This window comes from Klebsiella sp. ZJOU C1 (assembly GCF_035620215.1).
Lineage (GTDB): Bacteria > Pseudomonadota > Gammaproteobacteria > Enterobacterales > Enterobacteriaceae > Klebsiella > Klebsiella variicola.
Window position 1 is genome coordinate 4,830,755 of sequence record NZ_CP141644.1, and the last position, 15,729, is coordinate 4,846,483.

General features: G+C 58.4%; 18 protein-coding genes. 9 read left to right on the top strand and 9 right to left on the bottom strand.

Going from position 1 to position 15,729, the window contains the following annotated elements:
• The first annotated feature begins 33 nt into the window (after positions 1 to 33).
• The 4 genes from SPE70_RS23150 to dolP are packed head-to-tail and all read left to right on the top strand — an operon-like array spanning position 34 to position 3,687.
• A complete protein-coding gene (locus SPE70_RS23150; RefSeq protein WP_048964577.1) occupies positions 34 to 2,142 on the top strand; it encodes a penicillin-binding protein activator in 2,109 nt (702 codons plus the stop codon).
• Positions 2,100 to 2,486: a YraN family protein gene (locus SPE70_RS23155; RefSeq protein ID WP_008806614.1), complete on the top strand. Its 387-nt coding sequence runs from the start codon at positions 2,100 to 2,102 to the stop codon at positions 2,484 to 2,486. Before SPE70_RS23150 ends, SPE70_RS23155 begins: the two co-directional genes overlap by 43 nt.
• A 25-nt stretch (positions 2,487 to 2,511) precedes the next feature.
• A complete protein-coding gene (gene diaA / locus SPE70_RS23160) occupies positions 2,512 to 3,102 on the top strand; it encodes a DnaA initiator-associating protein DiaA (RefSeq protein ID WP_002918211.1) in 591 nt (196 codons plus the stop codon).
• A 9-nt stretch (positions 3,103 to 3,111) separates the two neighbouring features.
• Positions 3,112 to 3,687 (top strand): division/outer membrane stress-associated lipid-binding lipoprotein, encoded by a 576-nt coding sequence (dolP, locus tag SPE70_RS23165; RefSeq protein WP_008806615.1) that lies wholly within the window; start codon positions 3,112 to 3,114, stop codon positions 3,685 to 3,687.
• Between the two features lie 121 nt (positions 3,688 to 3,808).
• On the opposite strand, the gene SPE70_RS23170 is transcribed toward dolP, so the two are convergent.
• The gene (locus tag SPE70_RS23170; RefSeq protein WP_008806616.1) at positions 3,809 to 4,849 is read right to left on the bottom strand and encodes a permease; all 1,041 of its coding nucleotides are present in this window, start codon (positions 4,847 to 4,849) and stop codon (positions 3,809 to 3,811) included.
• A 75-nt stretch (positions 4,850 to 4,924) separates the two neighbouring features.
• Positions 4,925 to 5,572: an NAD(P)H-binding protein gene (locus tag SPE70_RS23175; protein WP_012967175.1), complete on the bottom strand. Its 648-nt coding sequence runs from the start codon at positions 5,570 to 5,572 to the stop codon at positions 4,925 to 4,927.
• Between the two features lie 128 nt (positions 5,573 to 5,700).
• Here SPE70_RS23175 and SPE70_RS23180 point away from each other — a divergent pair, with 128 nt between their 5' ends.
• Positions 5,701 to 6,237 (top strand): type 1 glutamine amidotransferase domain-containing protein, encoded by a 537-nt coding sequence (locus tag SPE70_RS23180; protein WP_008806618.1) that lies wholly within the window; start codon positions 5,701 to 5,703, stop codon positions 6,235 to 6,237.
• Here SPE70_RS23180 and SPE70_RS23185 read toward each other — a convergent pair.
• Positions 6,199 to 6,642 carry a YhbP family protein gene (locus SPE70_RS23185; protein ID WP_012540486.1) on the bottom strand — a complete coding sequence of 148 codons (444 nt, stop codon included), beginning with the start codon at positions 6,640 to 6,642 and terminating at the stop codon, positions 6,199 to 6,201. The two genes, SPE70_RS23180 and SPE70_RS23185, sit on opposite strands and share 39 nt — an antisense overlap.
• A 49-nt stretch (positions 6,643 to 6,691) precedes the next feature.
• On the opposite strand from SPE70_RS23185, the gene SPE70_RS23190 reads away from it, so the two are divergent.
• Positions 6,692 to 6,982, top strand: a complete 291-nt coding sequence (locus tag SPE70_RS23190) for a GIY-YIG nuclease family protein (protein WP_032691467.1) — start codon at positions 6,692 to 6,694, stop codon at positions 6,980 to 6,982.
• Here the strand turns inward: SPE70_RS23190 and SPE70_RS23195 are convergent.
• Both SPE70_RS23195 and ubiT read right to left on the bottom strand, forming a co-directional pair.
• Positions 6,969 to 7,472, bottom strand: coding sequence for a GNAT family N-acetyltransferase (locus tag SPE70_RS23195; protein WP_008806621.1), 504 nt, complete (start codon positions 7,470 to 7,472; stop codon positions 6,969 to 6,971). The genes SPE70_RS23190 and SPE70_RS23195 overlap by 14 nt on opposite strands.
• A complete protein-coding gene (gene ubiT, locus SPE70_RS23200; protein ID WP_008806622.1) occupies positions 7,466 to 7,990 on the bottom strand; it encodes a ubiquinone anaerobic biosynthesis accessory factor UbiT in 525 nt (174 codons plus the stop codon). The genes SPE70_RS23195 and ubiT overlap by 7 nt, the downstream gene beginning before the upstream one ends.
• A 221-nt stretch (positions 7,991 to 8,211) precedes the next feature.
• On the opposite strand from ubiT, the gene ubiU reads away from it, so the two are divergent.
• The 3 genes from ubiU (at position 8,212) to SPE70_RS23215 (ending at position 11,242) form a co-directional block, all read left to right on the top strand.
• Entirely contained in the window at positions 8,212 to 9,207 is a 996-nt protein-coding gene (gene ubiU, locus SPE70_RS23205) for a ubiquinone anaerobic biosynthesis protein UbiU (RefSeq protein WP_004206164.1), read from the top strand.
• A gap of 5 nt (positions 9,208 to 9,212) precedes the next feature.
• Complete coding sequence (locus SPE70_RS23210) at positions 9,213 to 10,091, top strand: U32 family peptidase (RefSeq protein ID WP_008806623.1); 879 nt, start codon at positions 9,213 to 9,215, stop codon at positions 10,089 to 10,091.
• Positions 10,092 to 10,234: 143 nt separating this feature from the next.
• On the top strand, positions 10,235 to 11,242 hold the full coding sequence (locus tag SPE70_RS23215; protein WP_002918234.1) for a luciferase-like monooxygenase: 1,008 nt from the start codon (positions 10,235 to 10,237) through the stop codon (positions 11,240 to 11,242).
• A 44-nt stretch (positions 11,243 to 11,286) separates the two neighbouring features.
• Here the strand turns inward: SPE70_RS23215 and mtr are convergent, their stop codons facing one another.
• From mtr to nlpI, 4 genes are all read right to left on the bottom strand, one after another.
• Positions 11,287 to 12,531, bottom strand: coding sequence for a tryptophan permease (gene mtr, locus SPE70_RS23220; RefSeq protein WP_012540482.1), 1,245 nt, complete (start codon positions 12,529 to 12,531; stop codon positions 11,287 to 11,289).
• Between the two features lie 143 nt (positions 12,532 to 12,674).
• Entirely contained in the window at positions 12,675 to 14,606 is a 1,932-nt protein-coding gene (gene deaD / locus SPE70_RS23225) for an ATP-dependent RNA helicase DeaD (RefSeq protein WP_012540481.1), read from the bottom strand.
• Complete coding sequence (yrbN, locus tag SPE70_RS23230; RefSeq protein WP_085903200.1) at positions 14,599 to 14,679, bottom strand: protein YrbN; 81 nt, start codon at positions 14,677 to 14,679, stop codon at positions 14,599 to 14,601. Before yrbN ends, deaD begins: the two co-directional genes overlap by 8 nt.
• A 104-nt stretch (positions 14,680 to 14,783) precedes the next feature.
• On the bottom strand, positions 14,784 to 15,668 hold the full coding sequence (nlpI, locus tag SPE70_RS23235; protein WP_002918241.1) for a lipoprotein NlpI: 885 nt from the start codon (positions 15,666 to 15,668) through the stop codon (positions 14,784 to 14,786).
• Positions 15,669 to 15,729: the final 61 nt, after the last annotated feature.

Consider the following 15,729-nt stretch of genomic DNA (forward strand, 5'->3'; position numbering starts at 1 on the left):
AGCATTGAGCCAAAAAAATATCACTGGACACTTATGGTACCGTCAACATTTCTTCGTTCTAAGCCCGCGCGCTGTCTGCCCGTATTGCTGGCGACGCTTCTTTTTGCTGGCTGCGGCACCCACACGCAGGATCAAAGCACGGCGTTTATGCAGGGTACATCGCAGGCCAACTCCAGTTTCTACCTACAGCAGATGCAGCAAAGCACGAATGATAGCAAGACCAACTGGCAATTACTCGCCATTCGTGCACTGCTGCAGGAAGGGAAGAAGCAGCAGGCCATCGACCTGTACAACCAGCTGCCGTCGAACCTGAACAGCACCCAGGCCCGTGAACAGTCGCTGCTGGCGGTGGAAGTGAAGCTGGCGCAAAACGACTATCAGGGCGCTCGTACTCTGCTGGCAAAGCTCGACCCGACAAGCCTGGATCAACCCCAGCAGGCGCGCTACTGGCAGGCGCAAATCGATGCCAGCCAGGGCAAACCATCGCTGACCCTGCTGCGCGCCTTAATCGCCCAGCAGCCGCTGCTGAGTGACGCGAAACAGCGTCAGAAAAATATTGATGCGACGTGGCAAGCGCTCACCTCGATGCCCCAGGACCAGGCCAATGCGCTGGTGATCAACGCCGATGAAAATACCCTCCAGGGCTGGCTGGATCTGCAGCGGATGTGGTTTGACAACCGCAACGATCCGACGCTGCTGAAAGCAGGCGTTAAAGACTGGCAGACGCGCTATCCGCAAAATCCGGGCGCCAAAATGCTGCCGACGGCGCTGGTGAACATGCAAAACTATAAGCCCGCGTCCACCAACAAGATTGCGCTTTTTCTGCCGCTGAACGGTCAGGCGTCGATCTTCGGCCGCACTATCCAGCAGGGCTTTGAAGCAGCCAAAAATGGTGCGCCGTCGGTGACGGGTAGCGCGGTTCCCGCGCAGGTTGCCCAGGCGGCGAATGTCTCCGGTAATGATGATGTAGTGAGTCCGTCGCAGGCAGAAGTCAGCGATCTAACCGCCACCGGAAGCCGCGCTGAACCGGTGCAAGCCCCGGCACAAGACCAGGCGGCGCCTGCCGCGGAACCTACAGCCCAGGCGCCGGCAGCGTCCGCCACGCCGCAGACCACCGCTTCCCCGGTCACTCAGCCGGTCACCGCCCCGACCGCACAGCCTCAGCCCGCAGTCGCCAGCGCCGCCAACCCCTCTGCGGAACTGAAAATTTACGACACCACCAGCCAGCCCATCAGTCAGTTGCTTGCCCAGGCTCAGCAGGATGGCGCCACTTTAGTCGTCGGGCCGCTGCTGAAAGAGAACGTAGATGATGTGATTAAGAGCAACACGCCGCTCAATGTACTGGCCCTCAACCAGCCGGAGAAAGTCGAAAGCCGCGCTAACCTCTGCTATTTCGCGCTTTCCCCGGAAGACGAAGCGCGTGACGCGGCCCGACATATCCACCAACAGGGCAAACAGACGCCACTGCTGCTGGTTCCGCGCGGTGCGCTGGGCGATCGCGTGGTTAGCGCGTTTGCCGACGAATGGCTGAAGCTGGGCGGCGCCAGCGTCCTGCAGCAGCGTTTTGGATCCACGGCCGAGCTGCGCGCCAGCGTCAACGGCGGAGGGGGCATTGCGCTGACCGGCACCCCGGTCTCCACCCTGCCTTCGGCCCAGAACAGTTCCCTCGGCAGTGCGGATGAGATGCCGGTGAGCAGCGGCGGCAGCGTGGACGCCGCCTATATCCTCGCCACCCCGGAACAGATTGCCTATATCAAACCCATGATCGCCATGCGCAACGGCAGTCAAAACAATGTCACCCTGTACGCCAGCTCGCGCAGCGCCCAGGGCACCGCAGGGCCGGATTTCCGTCTGGAGATGGAAGGGCTGCAGTATAGTGAGATCCCGATGCTGGCCGGCAGCAACCCGGCGCTGATGCAGCAGGCGCTGTCCGCTGTACGTAATGACTACTCGCTGGCGCGCCTGTATGCCATGGGAGCTGACGCCTGGTCACTGGCGAACCACTTCACGCAAATGCGCCAAACGCCGGGCTTCGAGCTGAACGGCAATACCGGCGATCTGACGGCCACCCAGGACTGCGTGATTAACAGGAAACTGTCATGGCTCAAGTACCAGCAGGGAAAAATCGTTCCGGCCAGCTAAGCAAACAGACTGGCGATGCCTGGGAAAACCAGGCTCGCCGCTGGCTGGAAGGCCAGGGCCTGCGTTTTATCGCCGCCAATGCCCGCGAGCGTGGCGGCGAAATTGACCTCATCATGCGCGACGGCGCCGTCACCGTTTTTGTCGAGGTGCGCTACCGCCGTAGCGCCCGGTACGGTGACGCGGCGGCCAGCGTCACCCCGCAAAAACAACAACGACTGCTTAAAGCCGCCCGTTTGTGGCTCTGCCGACAGAATGGGAGCTTTGAGACTGTGGATTGCCGTTTCGATGTGGTAGCCTTCACCGGAAACGACATCCAATGGCTAAAAAACGCCTTTGGCGAATAGCGTAATACCAGAAGTAAGGGATCCCGTGCTCGACAGAATCAAAGCCTGCTTTACCGAAAGCATTCAAACCCAAATTGCCGCAGCGGAAGCACTCCCGGACGCCATCTCCCGGGCGGCGATGACGCTCGTGCAGTCCCTGCTCAACGGCAACAAAATCCTCTGTTGTGGTAATGGCACCTCCGCCGCCAACGCACAGCATTTTGCTGCCAGCATGATTAATCGTTTTGAAACGGAACGCCCTGGTTTACCCGCCATTGCACTAAATACCGATAATGTGGTCTTAACCGCGATCGCCAACGATCGCCTGCATGACGAGATCTACGCCAAGCAGGTGCGCGCCCTGGGACACGCCGGCGATGTGCTGCTGGCGATCTCTACGCGCGGTAACAGCCGGGATATCGTCAAAGCGGTGGAAGCCGCCGTGACTCGCGACATGACTATCGTCGCGTTAACCGGCTATGACGGCGGTGAGCTGGCTGGCCTCTTAGGTCAGCAGGATGTCGAAATCCGCATCCCCTCGCATCGCAGCGCGCGTATTCAGGAGATGCATATGCTAACCGTCAACTGTCTGTGCGATTTGATAGATAACACCCTTTTTCCACACCAGGACGATTAAGGAGAACACATGAAGGCTCTCTCGCCCCTCGCCATCCTGCTTTCTGCACTATTGCTGCAGGGCTGCGTTGCCGCCGCGGTAGTCGGAACGGCAGCTGTCGGCACTAAAGCCGCAACGGACCCGCGTACGGTGGGAACCCAGGTCGATGACAGCACCCTGGAACTGCGCGTCAATAGCGCCTTGTCGAAAGATGAACAGATTAAGAAACAGGCCCGCATCAACGTCACGGCTTATCAGGGCAAAGTCCTGCTGACCGGCCAGTCGCCGACGCCGGACCTCTCCGCCCGCGCCAAGCAAATCGCCATGGGCGTGGAAGGGACCACGGAAGTGTTTAATGAAGTGCGCCAGGGCCAGCCGATTGGTTTAGGGACCGCCTCGTCTGATACCTGGATTACCACCAAGGTGCGTTCGCAGCTGCTGAGCACCGATCAGGTCAAATCCTCGAACGTGAAGGTGACCACGGAAAACAGCGAAGTCTTCCTGATGGGGCTGGTGACCGAGCGCGAAGGCCGGGCTGCCGCGGATATTGCCAGCCGGGTGAGCGGCGTGTCCCGGGTGACTACCGCCTTTACCTACATCAAATAAACCTGCAGTCTCCCGGCTGGCGCTGCGCTTAGCCGGGCTACCGTCCCCTGTCCGTTGTGTGCCGGGTAAGGCGTAGCCGCCGCCCGGCAGCCAATCCGGCTATCCATACGTTTACGGCAAACTACACCAGCGCCAGCGCACCGACAATCGCCCCGCACAGCGCCACCAGTCCGCCCGTCAGCCACAGCGCTTTGGCGGGGAAGGCTTTGCGCAGCATAATCAGCGACGGCACGCTCACCGCCGGCAGAGTGATGAGCAGCGCCAGCGCGGGCGCTGTCCCCATGCCAGCCAGCATCATCGTCTGCACAATCGGAATTTCCGCCGCGGTAGGGATCACAAACAGGCAGCCGGCGATCGCCATCGCGATGACCCAGAACAACGTGTTATCCACCGCGCCATCGGCGTGCGGGAACAGCCAGACCCGCGCCGCTCCCAGCACCAGTACCGCGAGGATATAAACCGGGATCGTGTTCCAGAACAGGGTCCACAGCGCCCGCAGCCAGCGGCTAAAGAAGCTGTCTCTGGCCGCTTCAGACGGTGCAGCAGGCACCGCTACCGGCTGCGTCGCCGCCTCTTTCACCCATTTCTGCACCAGGGTCGCAACAATCAGCACCGTCGCCAGGCCAGCGACCAGGCGAACCAGCGCAAACTGCCAGCCCAGGACAAAGCCCATAAACACCAGTGTCGCCGGGTTGAGCAGCGGGTTACCCATCCAGAACGCCAGCGCCCCGCCCATCGACACCTGTTGTTTACGCATGCCGGCCGCGACCGGCGCGGCGCAGCAGGTGCACATCATGCCAGGCAGTGAAAAAATCGCCCCCAGCAGCGTGCCCTGAAAACGCGATTGTCCCAGGGTGCGCAGCAGCCAATCGCGCGGGATGAGCACCTGAATCAGCGACCCGAGCAGCACGCCGAGCACTGCCGCTTTCCAGACGGCGAGGAAGTAAACCATCGCATAGTCCCACGCGGCTTTCAGCGGATTGGCGTCGGCCTGGGCGAGAATGGATTTACCGATACTGTGGGTTTCCGCGGCGGTGAAGGCTTTCCCGTAATAGGGCTGCCATTTGACGAACCACAGGCCGACAATCACGACGAGAAAGAAAAGCGCGGGTTTCCACCATTGAAACGGTGACGCCGCCTGAGATGAAGACTGACCAGTCATAGCATTCCCCAGCAAGAAATGTGGATATGAATTGAAGCCGTGAATAGTACGCCGGATATTTGCGTTTGCAAAACGCTATTCAGCCTGCTGCGCGGCGCGCTCCCGCAGCTGGGATGACGTCAGAATTTGCACGCCTTCCTGGGAGGGCGACAGCGCCTCCGCCAGCAGGGCAATCGCCACGTCACGGGCCGGAATCGCTTTCCAGTTTCCTGGCAGCAGCCGGAACAGCGGTTCGAGGAAAGTCTCATTGGCCCGTTTTTTTTCCCGCTCGCCTGACAGCATCGACGGCCGGGCGATGGTCAGCCGCGGCCAGGCCTGTTCAATCAACGCCGCCTCCATTTCCCCCTTCACCCGATTGTAGAAAAACGGCGAGTGGGCATTGGCGCCCATCGCGCTGACCACCAGCATATGCTGCGCGCCAAGCCGTTTTCCGGCCAGTGCCGTATCGATAACCAGCGTGTAATCAGCATGGACAAAGGCCTCTTTGCTTCCCGCTTCCCGACGCGTTGTTCCCAGACAGCAGAAGACGATATCGACCGGGTCGACCACCTGCGCCAGGGCATCGGTCAGCTGGGGATCGTGAGGATTAAAGACACCTTCCGCTGGCGCCAGCGGGCGACGCGTCGGGGCGGCGATGGAGCTGATGCTCGGCTCATTCTGCAGCAGCCGGAGTAAGTGACCGCCAACTAATCCGGTCGCACCGGTTAATAATACCTGACTCATTGATTCTCCTTTACAGAATTCTCCGCCTTGCACTTTCGGGCTCATGTTCCAGGCTTAATACCTTACAAGGTAAGTATCCACCATCATCATGGAATTACCTCATTGACCATCCAGATAGCGGAGGAAGCATGAGTAAAAAGATAGCCGTGCTCATTACCGACGACTTTGAAGATTCTGAATTTACCTCTCCCGCCGACGCGTTCAAGCTCGCCGGGCATCAGGTCGTCACGATCGAAAAGCAGGCTGGCAAGACGGTGAAGGGTAAACAGGGAGAAGCGGAGGTCGCCATCGACAGAGCCATCGATGACGTCACACCGGGCGAATTTGATGCCTTGCTGCTGCCCGGGGGCTATTCCCCTGATCAGTTGCGCGGGGATGAACGCTTCGTCACCTTTACCCGCGATTTCGTCAACGGCGGGAAGCCGGTCTTCGCCATCTGCCATGGCCCACAGCTGCTGATCAGCGCCGATGTGATCCGCGGGCGTAAGCTCACGGCGGTGAAGCCTATCGTGGTGGATGTGAAAAACGCCGGGGGCGAGTTTTACGACCAGGAGGTGGTGGTCGATAACGAACAGCTGGTCACCAGCAGAACGCCGGACGATCTGCCGGCCTTCAATCGCGAAGCGCTACGCCTGCTCGGCGCCGGCATCACGCCGCCAGTGTAACTTTTTCCCGAAGCCCAGCGTGTTATCGGTAAACTTGATTTCGTCCGGACGAATCTCCCATACCGGCGCCGACAGCATGCGGGCCACTGGAAAGCGCTTGACGTAGCGCTGGCGCATCCGCGCCTCTTCGTCACCGCTCAGACGACGGATCTCGCCTTTGAACTGCACGCCGCGGATCAGGGCCACGGTTTTTGGCTGGCCATTAACCGTACCGGCAACTTTCGCCCGTTCGCCGGTCATCTGACCGTGGCGGGTGTGCTCATCGCTGAGCAGATAAAAGGCCACGGTATCCTGGTCATAGACGTAAAAGGCATTCGCACACCACAGCTCGTCGTCGCGGGAGACGCACCAGGTGACGACGTGCTGCTTACTCAGCCAGCGACCAATGGCAGCAAGGGTTTCCATCTTTCTTCTCCATTATGCTATGGTGCACACACCTTACCATAGTGACTTTGTGACCGTGTGCTGGTTTCTGTATCTCATTCGAACCGCGGACAATCGCCTTTATACCGGCATCACCACCGATGTGCCGCGCCGCTTTCGCCAGCATCAGGCGGGAAAAGGCGCGAAGGCGTTGCGCGGTAAAGGCGACCTGCTGCTGGCCTTTAGCCACGAGGTTGGTGAACACTCACTTGCGTTGCGACTGGAATACCGCGTTAAGCAGCTAACGAAGCGCGAAAAAGAGCGCCTCGTTGCCGGAGAGGATGCCTTCGATACCCTGCTGGCGAGGCTCAAAGGCGATTAAAATGGTCGCTGTATTCTACCTGGCCGTGGACGCCTTCGAGAGCGTCATCCGCCAGACGGTGAACCTGGAACGCCTCCGCGCTGTCCGGCCAGCGGCAGCGGAGATCGAAGCGCGCGGCCGGCTCAAAGCCGAAGCGACGGTATAAATCCGGGTCGCCCAGCGTCACCACCGCGGCATAGCCGAACTCATTCAGCGAATCCAGCCCTTCATAGACCAGTTGCCGGCCAATGCCCTGTCCACGATAGTGTTCATCCACCGCCAACGGCGCCAGACCGACCCACTGCAGCTCTTCACCTTCCACTGCAACCGGGCTGAAGGCAACGTAGCCGATCACCTGGCCTTCATCATCCGTTGCCACCACCCCCAGCGTGATCAGTCCATCTTCACGCAGATCGTGCACCAGCTGCGCTTCGGCATCGCGGCCGAAGGTACGACGCAGCAGCGCGTCGATTCCCGGTGCATCAATCCCAATCTCCACTCGAATCAGCATGCCTCACCTACCGATGTCTGTTCAGGTTTCTGCGGGCTCTTCAGTCCAGCTTCGACAAAATCCGCCAGTTGCAGCAACATCACGCGCAGCGCTTTTGGCATCTGCTCGAGCTCAATGGCGTCCATCAAATTTTTTACGTACAGCCCCAGCTCCGTATCGCCTTCAATCACCAGACGACGCTGGAAGAATAGCGTATCCGGATCCTGCTTGCGCGCGGCAATCATTAACAGATCGCTGGCGTCGGCGCTGAAGCTGACGTCGGCGTCGGCCTGCTGGCTGACCACCAGGCGACCATCGACTACCGAGGTATACCACAGCAGACCGATGTCACGCACATGAATACTTAACCAGCGCCCCTCGAGAAACTCCAGTTCTCCCTCTGCCAGCGCCTGACGGAACTGCCAGCTTAGCACCTGCTCCAGCACCTGGCGCTTGAGGGCAAAAGGCGCCAGCTTAACCGGCACGCTCAGTAAAGACGGGCCAAAGTGGACCAGCCGGGAACGCAGTTTATCCAACACAAGCTTTACTCCATGAATGCAATTGTTCCGCTATTGTGCCATATCACATAAACAACATAGCGGCGTAAATCAACAAAAACGCGATGACGGCCGCCAGTTATTGGCGCCACCAATACACTTTTAACTGCCTCAAATCAAAAATTGTCACCAGAAGGTTAACTAAAATCCCTGCTCGTTAACCATTCAGCGTCCCTGACGGGCCGCATTTTTCAGGAAAAATTATGGAGCTGCTCTGCCCAGCCGGTAACCTTCCGGCGCTTAAGGCGGCCATCGAAAACGGCGCCGATGCCGTCTATATCGGGCTGAAAGATGACACCAACGCCCGCCACTTTGCCGGCCTTAATTTCACCGAAAAGAAACTGCAGGAAGCCGTCAGCTTTGTGCATCAGCACCGTCGTAAGCTACATATTGCGATCAACACCTTCGCCCATCCCGACGGCTACGCTCGCTGGCAGCGCGCGGTGGACATGGCCGCCCAGCTGGGCGCCGATGCGCTGATCCTGGCCGATATTGCCATGCTGGAGTACGCCGCGGAGCGTTATCCACACATTGAGCGTCACGTTTCGGTGCAGGCTTCCGCCACCAATGAAGAGGCCATTCGCTTCTATCATCGCAACTTTGACGTGGCACGCGTCGTACTACCACGAGTGTTATCTATTCACCAGGTGAAGCAGTTGGCCCGTGCCACGCCGGTGCCGCTGGAAGTCTTCGCCTTCGGTAGCCTGTGCATCATGGCGGAAGGCCGCTGCTATCTCTCTTCCTACCTGACCGGCGAATCGCCGAATACCGTCGGCGCCTGTTCACCTGCCCGCTTCGTGCGTTGGCAGCAAACGCCGCAGGGGCTGGAATCTCGCCTTAATGAGGTGCTGATCGACCGCTATCAGGATGGCGAAAACGCCGGCTATCCGACGCTGTGCAAAGGCCGCTATCTGGTCGATGGCGAGCGCTATCACGCACTGGAAGAACCCACCAGCCTAAACACCCTGGAGCTGTTGCCGGAGCTGATGGCCGCCAATATCGCCTCGGTGAAAATCGAAGGCCGTCAGCGCAGCCCGGCGTACGTCACCCAGGTGGCGAAAGTCTGGCGCCAGGCGATCGACCGCTGCAAAGCCGATCCGCAGAATTTTGTGCCGCAATCCGCCTGGATGGAAACCCTTGGTTCGATGTCCGAAGGGACGCAAACCACCCTTGGCGCCTATCACCGTAAATGGCAGTGAGAAACATGAAATATTCATTAGGGCCGGTGCTGTACTACTGGCCAAAAGAGACGCTGGAAGATTTTTACCAGCAGGCGGCAAACAGCAGCGCCGACACCATTTATCTCGGCGAAGCCGTGTGCAGCAAACGCCGCGCCACCAAAGTTGGCGACTGGATCGAGATGGCAAAAGCGCTGGCCGGTAGCGGCAAACAGGTGGTGCTGTCTACCCTCGCGCTGGTGCAGGCCTCTTCCGAACTGGGCGAACTGAAGCGCTATGTCGCTAACGGCGAGTTCCTGATTGAGGCCAGCGACCTTGGCGTGGTGAACCTCTGCGCCGAACGCAAGCTGCCGTTCGTTGCCGGGCATGCGCTGAACTGCTATAACGCCGTCACTCTGCGCCTGCTGCTGAAACAAGGCATGATGCGTTGGTGCATGCCGGTAGAGCTTTCCCGCGACTGGCTGGCAAATTTACTGACCCAGTGCGAAGAGCTGGGTATTCGCAACCAGTTTGAAGTGGAAGTGCTGAGCTACGGCCATCTGCCGCTGGCCTATTCCGCGCGCTGCTTTACCGCCCGCTCGGAAGACCGGCCAAAGGACGAATGCGAAACCTGCTGCATCAAGTACCCGACCGGACGCAGCATGCTGTCGCAGGAGAACCAGCAGGTGTTCGTGCTCAACGGTATCCAGACGATGAGCGGCTACGTCTATAACCTTGGCAACGAGTTAACCTCGATGCACGGCCTGGTGGATATGGTGCGCCTGTCGCCGATGGGCAACGAAACCTTCGCTATGCTAGAGGCCTTCCGCGCCAACGAAAACGGTGCTGCGCCACTGGATCTTACCAGCAATAGTGATTGCAACGGCTACTGGAAACGGCTGCCCGGTCTGGTGCTGCAAGCCTGATAAACCGCTCACTTTGTTAACAACAGTGCTCAGATTTTAATGCATTATTAAAGATGCAGCTTTTCTGGCTGGCGCGTCCAGGATGCGCCAGGCTGGAAGAAGACCTTCAATCTGATGACGATGCTGTAGCAAAGTGAGCCTTTATGACTGACAAATCTGTTCCGTTCTCGGTGCTCGACCTGGCGCCGATCCCGCAAGGATCTTCTGCCAAAGAAGCCTTTACCCACTCTCTGGATCTCGCCAGGCTGGCCGAATCGCGCGGCTATCACCGCTACTGGCTGGCGGAGCACCATAATATGGTCGGCATTGCCAGCGCGGCGACCTCAGTGCTGATAGGCTATCTCGCCGCCAATACCACCACTCTGCATCTCGGTTCCGGCGGGGTGATGCTGCCCAACCACTCACCGCTGGTGATCGCCGAGCAGTTCGGCACCCTGAATACCCTTTATCCCGGGCGTATCGATCTCGGCCTTGGCCGCGCGCCAGGCAGCGATCAGCCGACCATGCGCGCCCTGCGCCGCCATATGAGCGGCGATGTCGATAACTTCCCGCGCGACGTGGCGGAACTGGTGGACTGGTTTGACGCCCGCGATCCGAACCCGCACGTGCGTCCGGTTCCCGGCTATGGCGAACGAATTCCGGTGTGGCTGCTGGGCTCAAGCCTGTACAGCGCCCAGCTGGCGGCGCAGCTCGGCCTGCCGTTTGCTTTCGCCTCGCATTTCGCGCCGGATATGCTGTTCCAGGCGCTGCATCTGTATCGCAGCAATTTCAAACCTTCGGCGCGGCTGGAAAAACCGTACGCGATGGTGTGTATCAATATTATCGCCGCCGACAGCAACCGCGATGCGGAGTTCCTCTTTACCTCTATGCAGCAGGCGTTCGTTAAGCTGCGGCGCGGCGAAACCGGACAGCTGCCGCCGCCGGTGGAAAATATGCATCAGCTGTGGTCAGCGTCCGAGCAGTATGGCGTGCAGCAGGCGTTAAGCATGTCGCTGGTCGGCGATAAAACGAAAGTCCGCCACGGCTTAGAGTCCATTCTGCGCGAAACCGAGGCGGATGAAATCATGGTCAACGGCCAGATCTTCGACCATCAGGCTCGCCTGCATTCGTTTGATTTGGCGATGCAGGTGAAAGAGGAGCTGTTGGGGTAACACAAACGTCAGCCCGGTGGATGTTATGCCACCGGGCATTAACCTTACTGATAAACCGGCAGCAGATTAAAGCTCGACAGGAAGTGCACCACCGCGTTGCCGAGACCAAAGAGCAGGATCAGCACAATCATCGCTTTTCCGCCCCACACGCGGAACTGTGGGCTGCCGAAGCGTTTACGCGAAGCGCGGGCCAGCAGCGCCGGCACAATGGCCGCCCATACCGTCGCCGCCAGGCCGGCATAGCCGATGGCGTAAAGGAAACCATCTGGTTTCACCAGCCCACCGAGCATCGGCGGGATAAAGGTCAACAGCGCGGTTTTAAAGCGCCCCATCGCGCTATCGTCAAAGCCAAACAGATCCGCCAGATAGTCGAACAGACCCAGCGTCACGCCGAGGAACGAACTCGCGACGGCAAAGTTGGAGAACACTACCAGCAGCAGATCCAGGCCGCGGTTATTCAGTACGCCGCTCAGGGCCTGTACCAGTACATCAATGTTACCGCCCTTCTGCGCAATATCGATAAACTGCGGACGCGGGATATTGCCCATCGTCACCAGCAGCCAGACCACGTACAGACCCAGCGCCAGCAGCGTACCGTAAATCAGACAGCGGGTAATGGTGCGCGGATCCTTACCATAATATTTCATCAGGCTCGGCACGTTACCGTGATAGCCAAACGAGGCCAGGCAGAACGGCAGCGTCATCAGCAGGTAGGGCGCATAGGAGGCATTCTTCTCCGCGACGTTAAACAGCGTCGTCGGTTCGACGTGTCCCAGCAGGCTGCCGAAGGTCAGGAAGAAGGTGATGACCTTGGCGCCGAGCACGATAGCCGTCATGCGGCTCACCGCTTTGGTGCTCATCCAGACAATAAATGCCACCAGAAGCGCAAAGCCGAAGCCCGCCGCGCGCGCCGGTACGTTCAGCGACATTTCACTGAAGGTATGGTGCAGGATCGAACCGCTCGCCGAAATATAGGCGTAAGTCAGGATATACAGCACAAAGGCGATCGACACGCCGTTCACCAGGTTCCAGCCCTTGCCGAGCAGGTCTTTGGTGATGGTGTCGAAACTGGAGCCAATCCGGTAGTTGAGGTTGGCTTCCAGGATCATCAGACCGGAGTGCAACATGCAGAACCAGGTAAAAACCAGCGCCGCCAGCGACCAGAAGAACCACGCGCCGGACATCACCACCGGCAGCGAGAACATGCCCGCGCCAATAATCGTGCCGCCGATAATCACCACGCCGCCAAACAGGGACGGCCGGGTGGTTGTAGTGGTTAGTGTCGCCATTTACCGAAATCTCCAGTCAAAAAAACTTTCCCACAGTGGGTGCGACGCACTGTACCAGTACACGAGTACAAAAGGAATAAAAAAAGCCCCAATCATGGCGATCGGGGCTGTATTATTTACTTTACGCTAGCGTGTTGCGCTAATTACGCATCGCCACCGAAACGACGACGACCAGCGGAGTCATCACGGCGCGGCGCAGCTGCATCGTCACGACGCGGCGCACGGCCTTCACGACGTTCGCCGCTGAAACGACGACCATCACCACGACCGCCTTCACGACGTTCGCCACCGAAGCTACGGCCGCCTTCACGACGCTCACCGCCGAAACCACGACCGCCTTCACGACGTTCACCGCCGCCACGACGTTCAGTGCGCGGCTGCGCATCGCCCATCAGCTGCATGTTCATCGGTTTGTTCAGGATGCGGGTGCGAGTAAAGTGCTGCAGTACTTCGCCCGGCATACCTTTCGGCAGTTCGATGGTGGAGTGAGAACCGAACAGCTTGATGTTACCGATGTAACGGCTGCTGATATCGCCTTCGTTAGCGATCGCGCCAACGATATGACGAACTTCAACGCCGTCATCACGGCCTACTTCAATGCGGTACAGTTCCATCTCGCCAACATCACGACGCTCACGCTTCGGACGATCTTCACGATCGCCACGCGGGCCGCGGTCATTACGGTCGCCACGACGCTCGAAACGGTCATCACGATCGCGGAACTCACGCTTAGGACGCATCGGCGCATCCGGCGGGACGATCAGAGAACGTTCGCCCTGGGCCATTTTCAGCAGCGCGGCGGCCAGCGTTTCCACGTCCAGCTCTTCGCCTTCCGCCGTCGGCTGGATTTTCGCCAGCAGCGCACGGTACTGGTCCAGATCGCTGCTTTCCAGCTGCTGCTGAACTTTAGCCGCGAATTTTTCCAGGCGACGTTTGCCCAGCAGTTCTGCGTTTGGCAGTTCTACTTCAGGGATCGTCAGTTTCATCGTACGTTCGATGTTACGCAGCAGGCGACGCTCGCGGTTCTCAACGAACAGCAGGGCGCGGCCAGCACGACCCGCACGACCGGTACGGCCGATACGGTGAACGTAAGACTCGGAATCCATCGGGATGTCATAGTTAACAACCAGGCTGATACGCTCAACGTCCAGACCACGGGCCGCAACGTCGGTGGCGATCAGAATGTCCAGACGACCGTCTTTCAGACGCTCCAGCGTCTGCTCACGCAGCGCCTGGTTCATATCGCCGTTCAGCGCGGCGCTGTTATAGCCGCTACGCTCCAGCGCTTCAGCCACTTCCAGAGTCGCGTTTTTGGTACGCACGAAGATAATCGCCGCATCAAAGTCTTCCGCTTCCAGGAAGCGCACCAGCGCTTCGTTTTTACGCATGCCGTAGGCCGTCCAGTAGCTCTGGCTGATGTCCGGGCGCGTGGTGACGCTGGACTGAATGCGCACTTCCTGCGGCTCTTTCATAAAGCGGCGGGTAATGCGACGAATCGCTTCCGGCATGGTGGCAGAGAACAGCGCGGTCTGATGACCTTCCGGGATCTGCGCCATAATGGTTTCTACGTCTTCGATAAAGCCCATGCGCAGCATTTCATCGGCTTCGTCCAGTACCAGACCGCTCAGTTTAGAGAGATCCAGCGTGCCGCGCTTCAGGTGGTCCAGCAGACGACCCGGGGTACCGACAACGATCTGCGGACCCTGACGCAGGGCGCGCAGCTGCACGTCATAACGCTGGCCGCCGTACAGGGCAACCACGTTTACGCCGCGCATATGTTTAGAGAATTCCGTCATTGCTTCAGCAACCTGTACCGCCAGTTCGCGGGTCGGCGCCAGCACCAGAATCTGTGGTGCTCTCAGCTCAGGATCAATGTTGTTCAGCAGCGGTAAAGAGAACGCTGCGGTTTTACCGCTACCGGTCTGGGCCATACCCAGAACATCGCGGCCGTCCAGCAGATGCGGAATGCACTCAGCCTGGATCGGAGATGGTTTTTCGTAACCCAGATCGTTAAGCGCTTCAAGGATGGGAGCCTTCAGGCCCAGATCTGCAAAAGTGGTTTCGAATTCAGCCATGTAGTACGTGTGCCTCAAAATTAATGGCGGCCAGTCTACATAACTCATCGTGAAAATTTACGGTAATTTTCATTGAAAAGTGTGAACCGGCTCAAAGTAGGTGTATTAACGAACAACAACGCCCTCACCCGCAAAGGTGATGGCAAGCAAAAAACTATGGGCTGATGTGTTCGTCAGCTATTGCTGGTCCGATTCTGCCAGGTCATCTTGCTCCTGGCCCAAGAGCGATAATTCCAACAATGCGTATCGGTGCTCAACGTAGTTATGTACGTTGTTAGCGACCGCCAGTTTGAACAGTGCCGTAGCGCTGTCCTTGTCCCCCAGACTTAGGTAGTACTTACCTAAATAGAAGTTGGTTTCACTGAGATGCTCAGCGAGCGAGGTGTTATCCGTTGCGTCTGCCTTCAGACGAGTCATCAGCTCTTTTTCGCTAATGTCGCCAAGGTAGAACTCGACAATGTTCCATCCCCATTGCTCTTTGTCCGACTTGTTTAAGCGCTCTCTGAGTGCTTCAAGCGCCCGCTTCTCGTCGAGTTTACGCTCGGCGATATAAAGCCACAGGCTACGGAAAGGATCATTGGGATCGTCTTGATAAAACGCCAGCAGATCATCTTGCGCTAACTTAGCCCGGCCGCCGTAATACAGGGCGATACCGCGGTTCAAGTGCGCGTAGTTGTAAGTTGGATCAAGCTCAAGTACAGAATCAAACGCTTCATAGGCAGCATCAAAATTGCCTGCCTGCGTTAAGTAAATGCCTAAGTAATTGAATACTTCAGGCATATCGGGTCGGATTGCCAGCGCTTGTGAAAAATCATTTCGCGCTAATGCCCTCAGACCGAGACTATCATACAACACTCCGCGCTCATATAAAAGCTGTGCGCGTTCGTCATCGGATAAAGCCCGACTGGCAAGAATTTGTTCCATGCGTGCCAGAATCACTTCTTGCTGTAAAGTCGGTTGCAATGGTACTGCGAGGACGGCGTCCTTACGCCAGGCGGTGCTACTGCATCCTGCCAGCGTGAGAGCTGTCGCCACGAAACACCAGCGCAAAAAAGGCTTCATTTCCCACTCCCGAAGACAACGATTGGATGAACGTCCTGTTCCCCGGCTGCAAACGAGGCAT

Coding starts and splice junctions, on each gene's coding strand:
- mtr (WP_012540482.1), bottom strand. CDS start 12,531: ATGGCGACACTAACCACTACAACCACCCGGCCGTCCCTGTTTGGCGGC.
- SPE70_RS23195 (WP_008806621.1), bottom strand. CDS start 7,472: ATGCTGATTCGAGTGGAGATTGGGATTGATGCACCGGGAATCGACGCG.
- SPE70_RS23185 (WP_012540486.1), bottom strand. CDS start 6,642: ATGGAAACCCTTGCTGCCATTGGTCGCTGGCTGAGTAAGCAGCACGTC.
- SPE70_RS23175 (WP_012967175.1), bottom strand. CDS start 5,572: ATGAGTCAGGTATTATTAACCGGTGCGACCGGATTAGTTGGCGGTCAC.
- SPE70_RS23170 (WP_008806616.1), bottom strand. CDS start 4,849: ATGACTGGTCAGTCTTCATCTCAGGCGGCGTCACCGTTTCAATGGTGG.
- nlpI (WP_002918241.1), bottom strand. CDS start 15,668: ATGAAGCCTTTTTTGCGCTGGTGTTTCGTGGCGACAGCTCTCACGCTG.
- ubiU (WP_004206164.1), top strand. CDS start 8,212: ATGGAGCTGCTCTGCCCAGCCGGTAACCTTCCGGCGCTTAAGGCGGCC.
- SPE70_RS23150 (WP_048964577.1), top strand. CDS start 34: ATGGTACCGTCAACATTTCTTCGTTCTAAGCCCGCGCGCTGTCTGCCC.
- SPE70_RS23180 (WP_008806618.1), top strand. CDS start 5,701: ATGAGTAAAAAGATAGCCGTGCTCATTACCGACGACTTTGAAGATTCT.
- SPE70_RS23210 (WP_008806623.1), top strand. CDS start 9,213: ATGAAATATTCATTAGGGCCGGTGCTGTACTACTGGCCAAAAGAGACG.
- deaD (WP_012540481.1), bottom strand. CDS start 14,606: ATGGCTGAATTCGAAACCACTTTTGCAGATCTGGGCCTGAAGGCTCCC.
- SPE70_RS23215 (WP_002918234.1), top strand. CDS start 10,235: ATGACTGACAAATCTGTTCCGTTCTCGGTGCTCGACCTGGCGCCGATC.
- SPE70_RS23155 (WP_008806614.1), top strand. CDS start 2,100: ATGGCTCAAGTACCAGCAGGGAAAAATCGTTCCGGCCAGCTAAGCAAA.
- dolP (WP_008806615.1), top strand. CDS start 3,112: ATGAAGGCTCTCTCGCCCCTCGCCATCCTGCTTTCTGCACTATTGCTG.
- yrbN (WP_085903200.1), bottom strand. CDS start 14,679: ATGAAAATTACCGTAAATTTTCACGATGAGTTATGTAGACTGGCCGCC.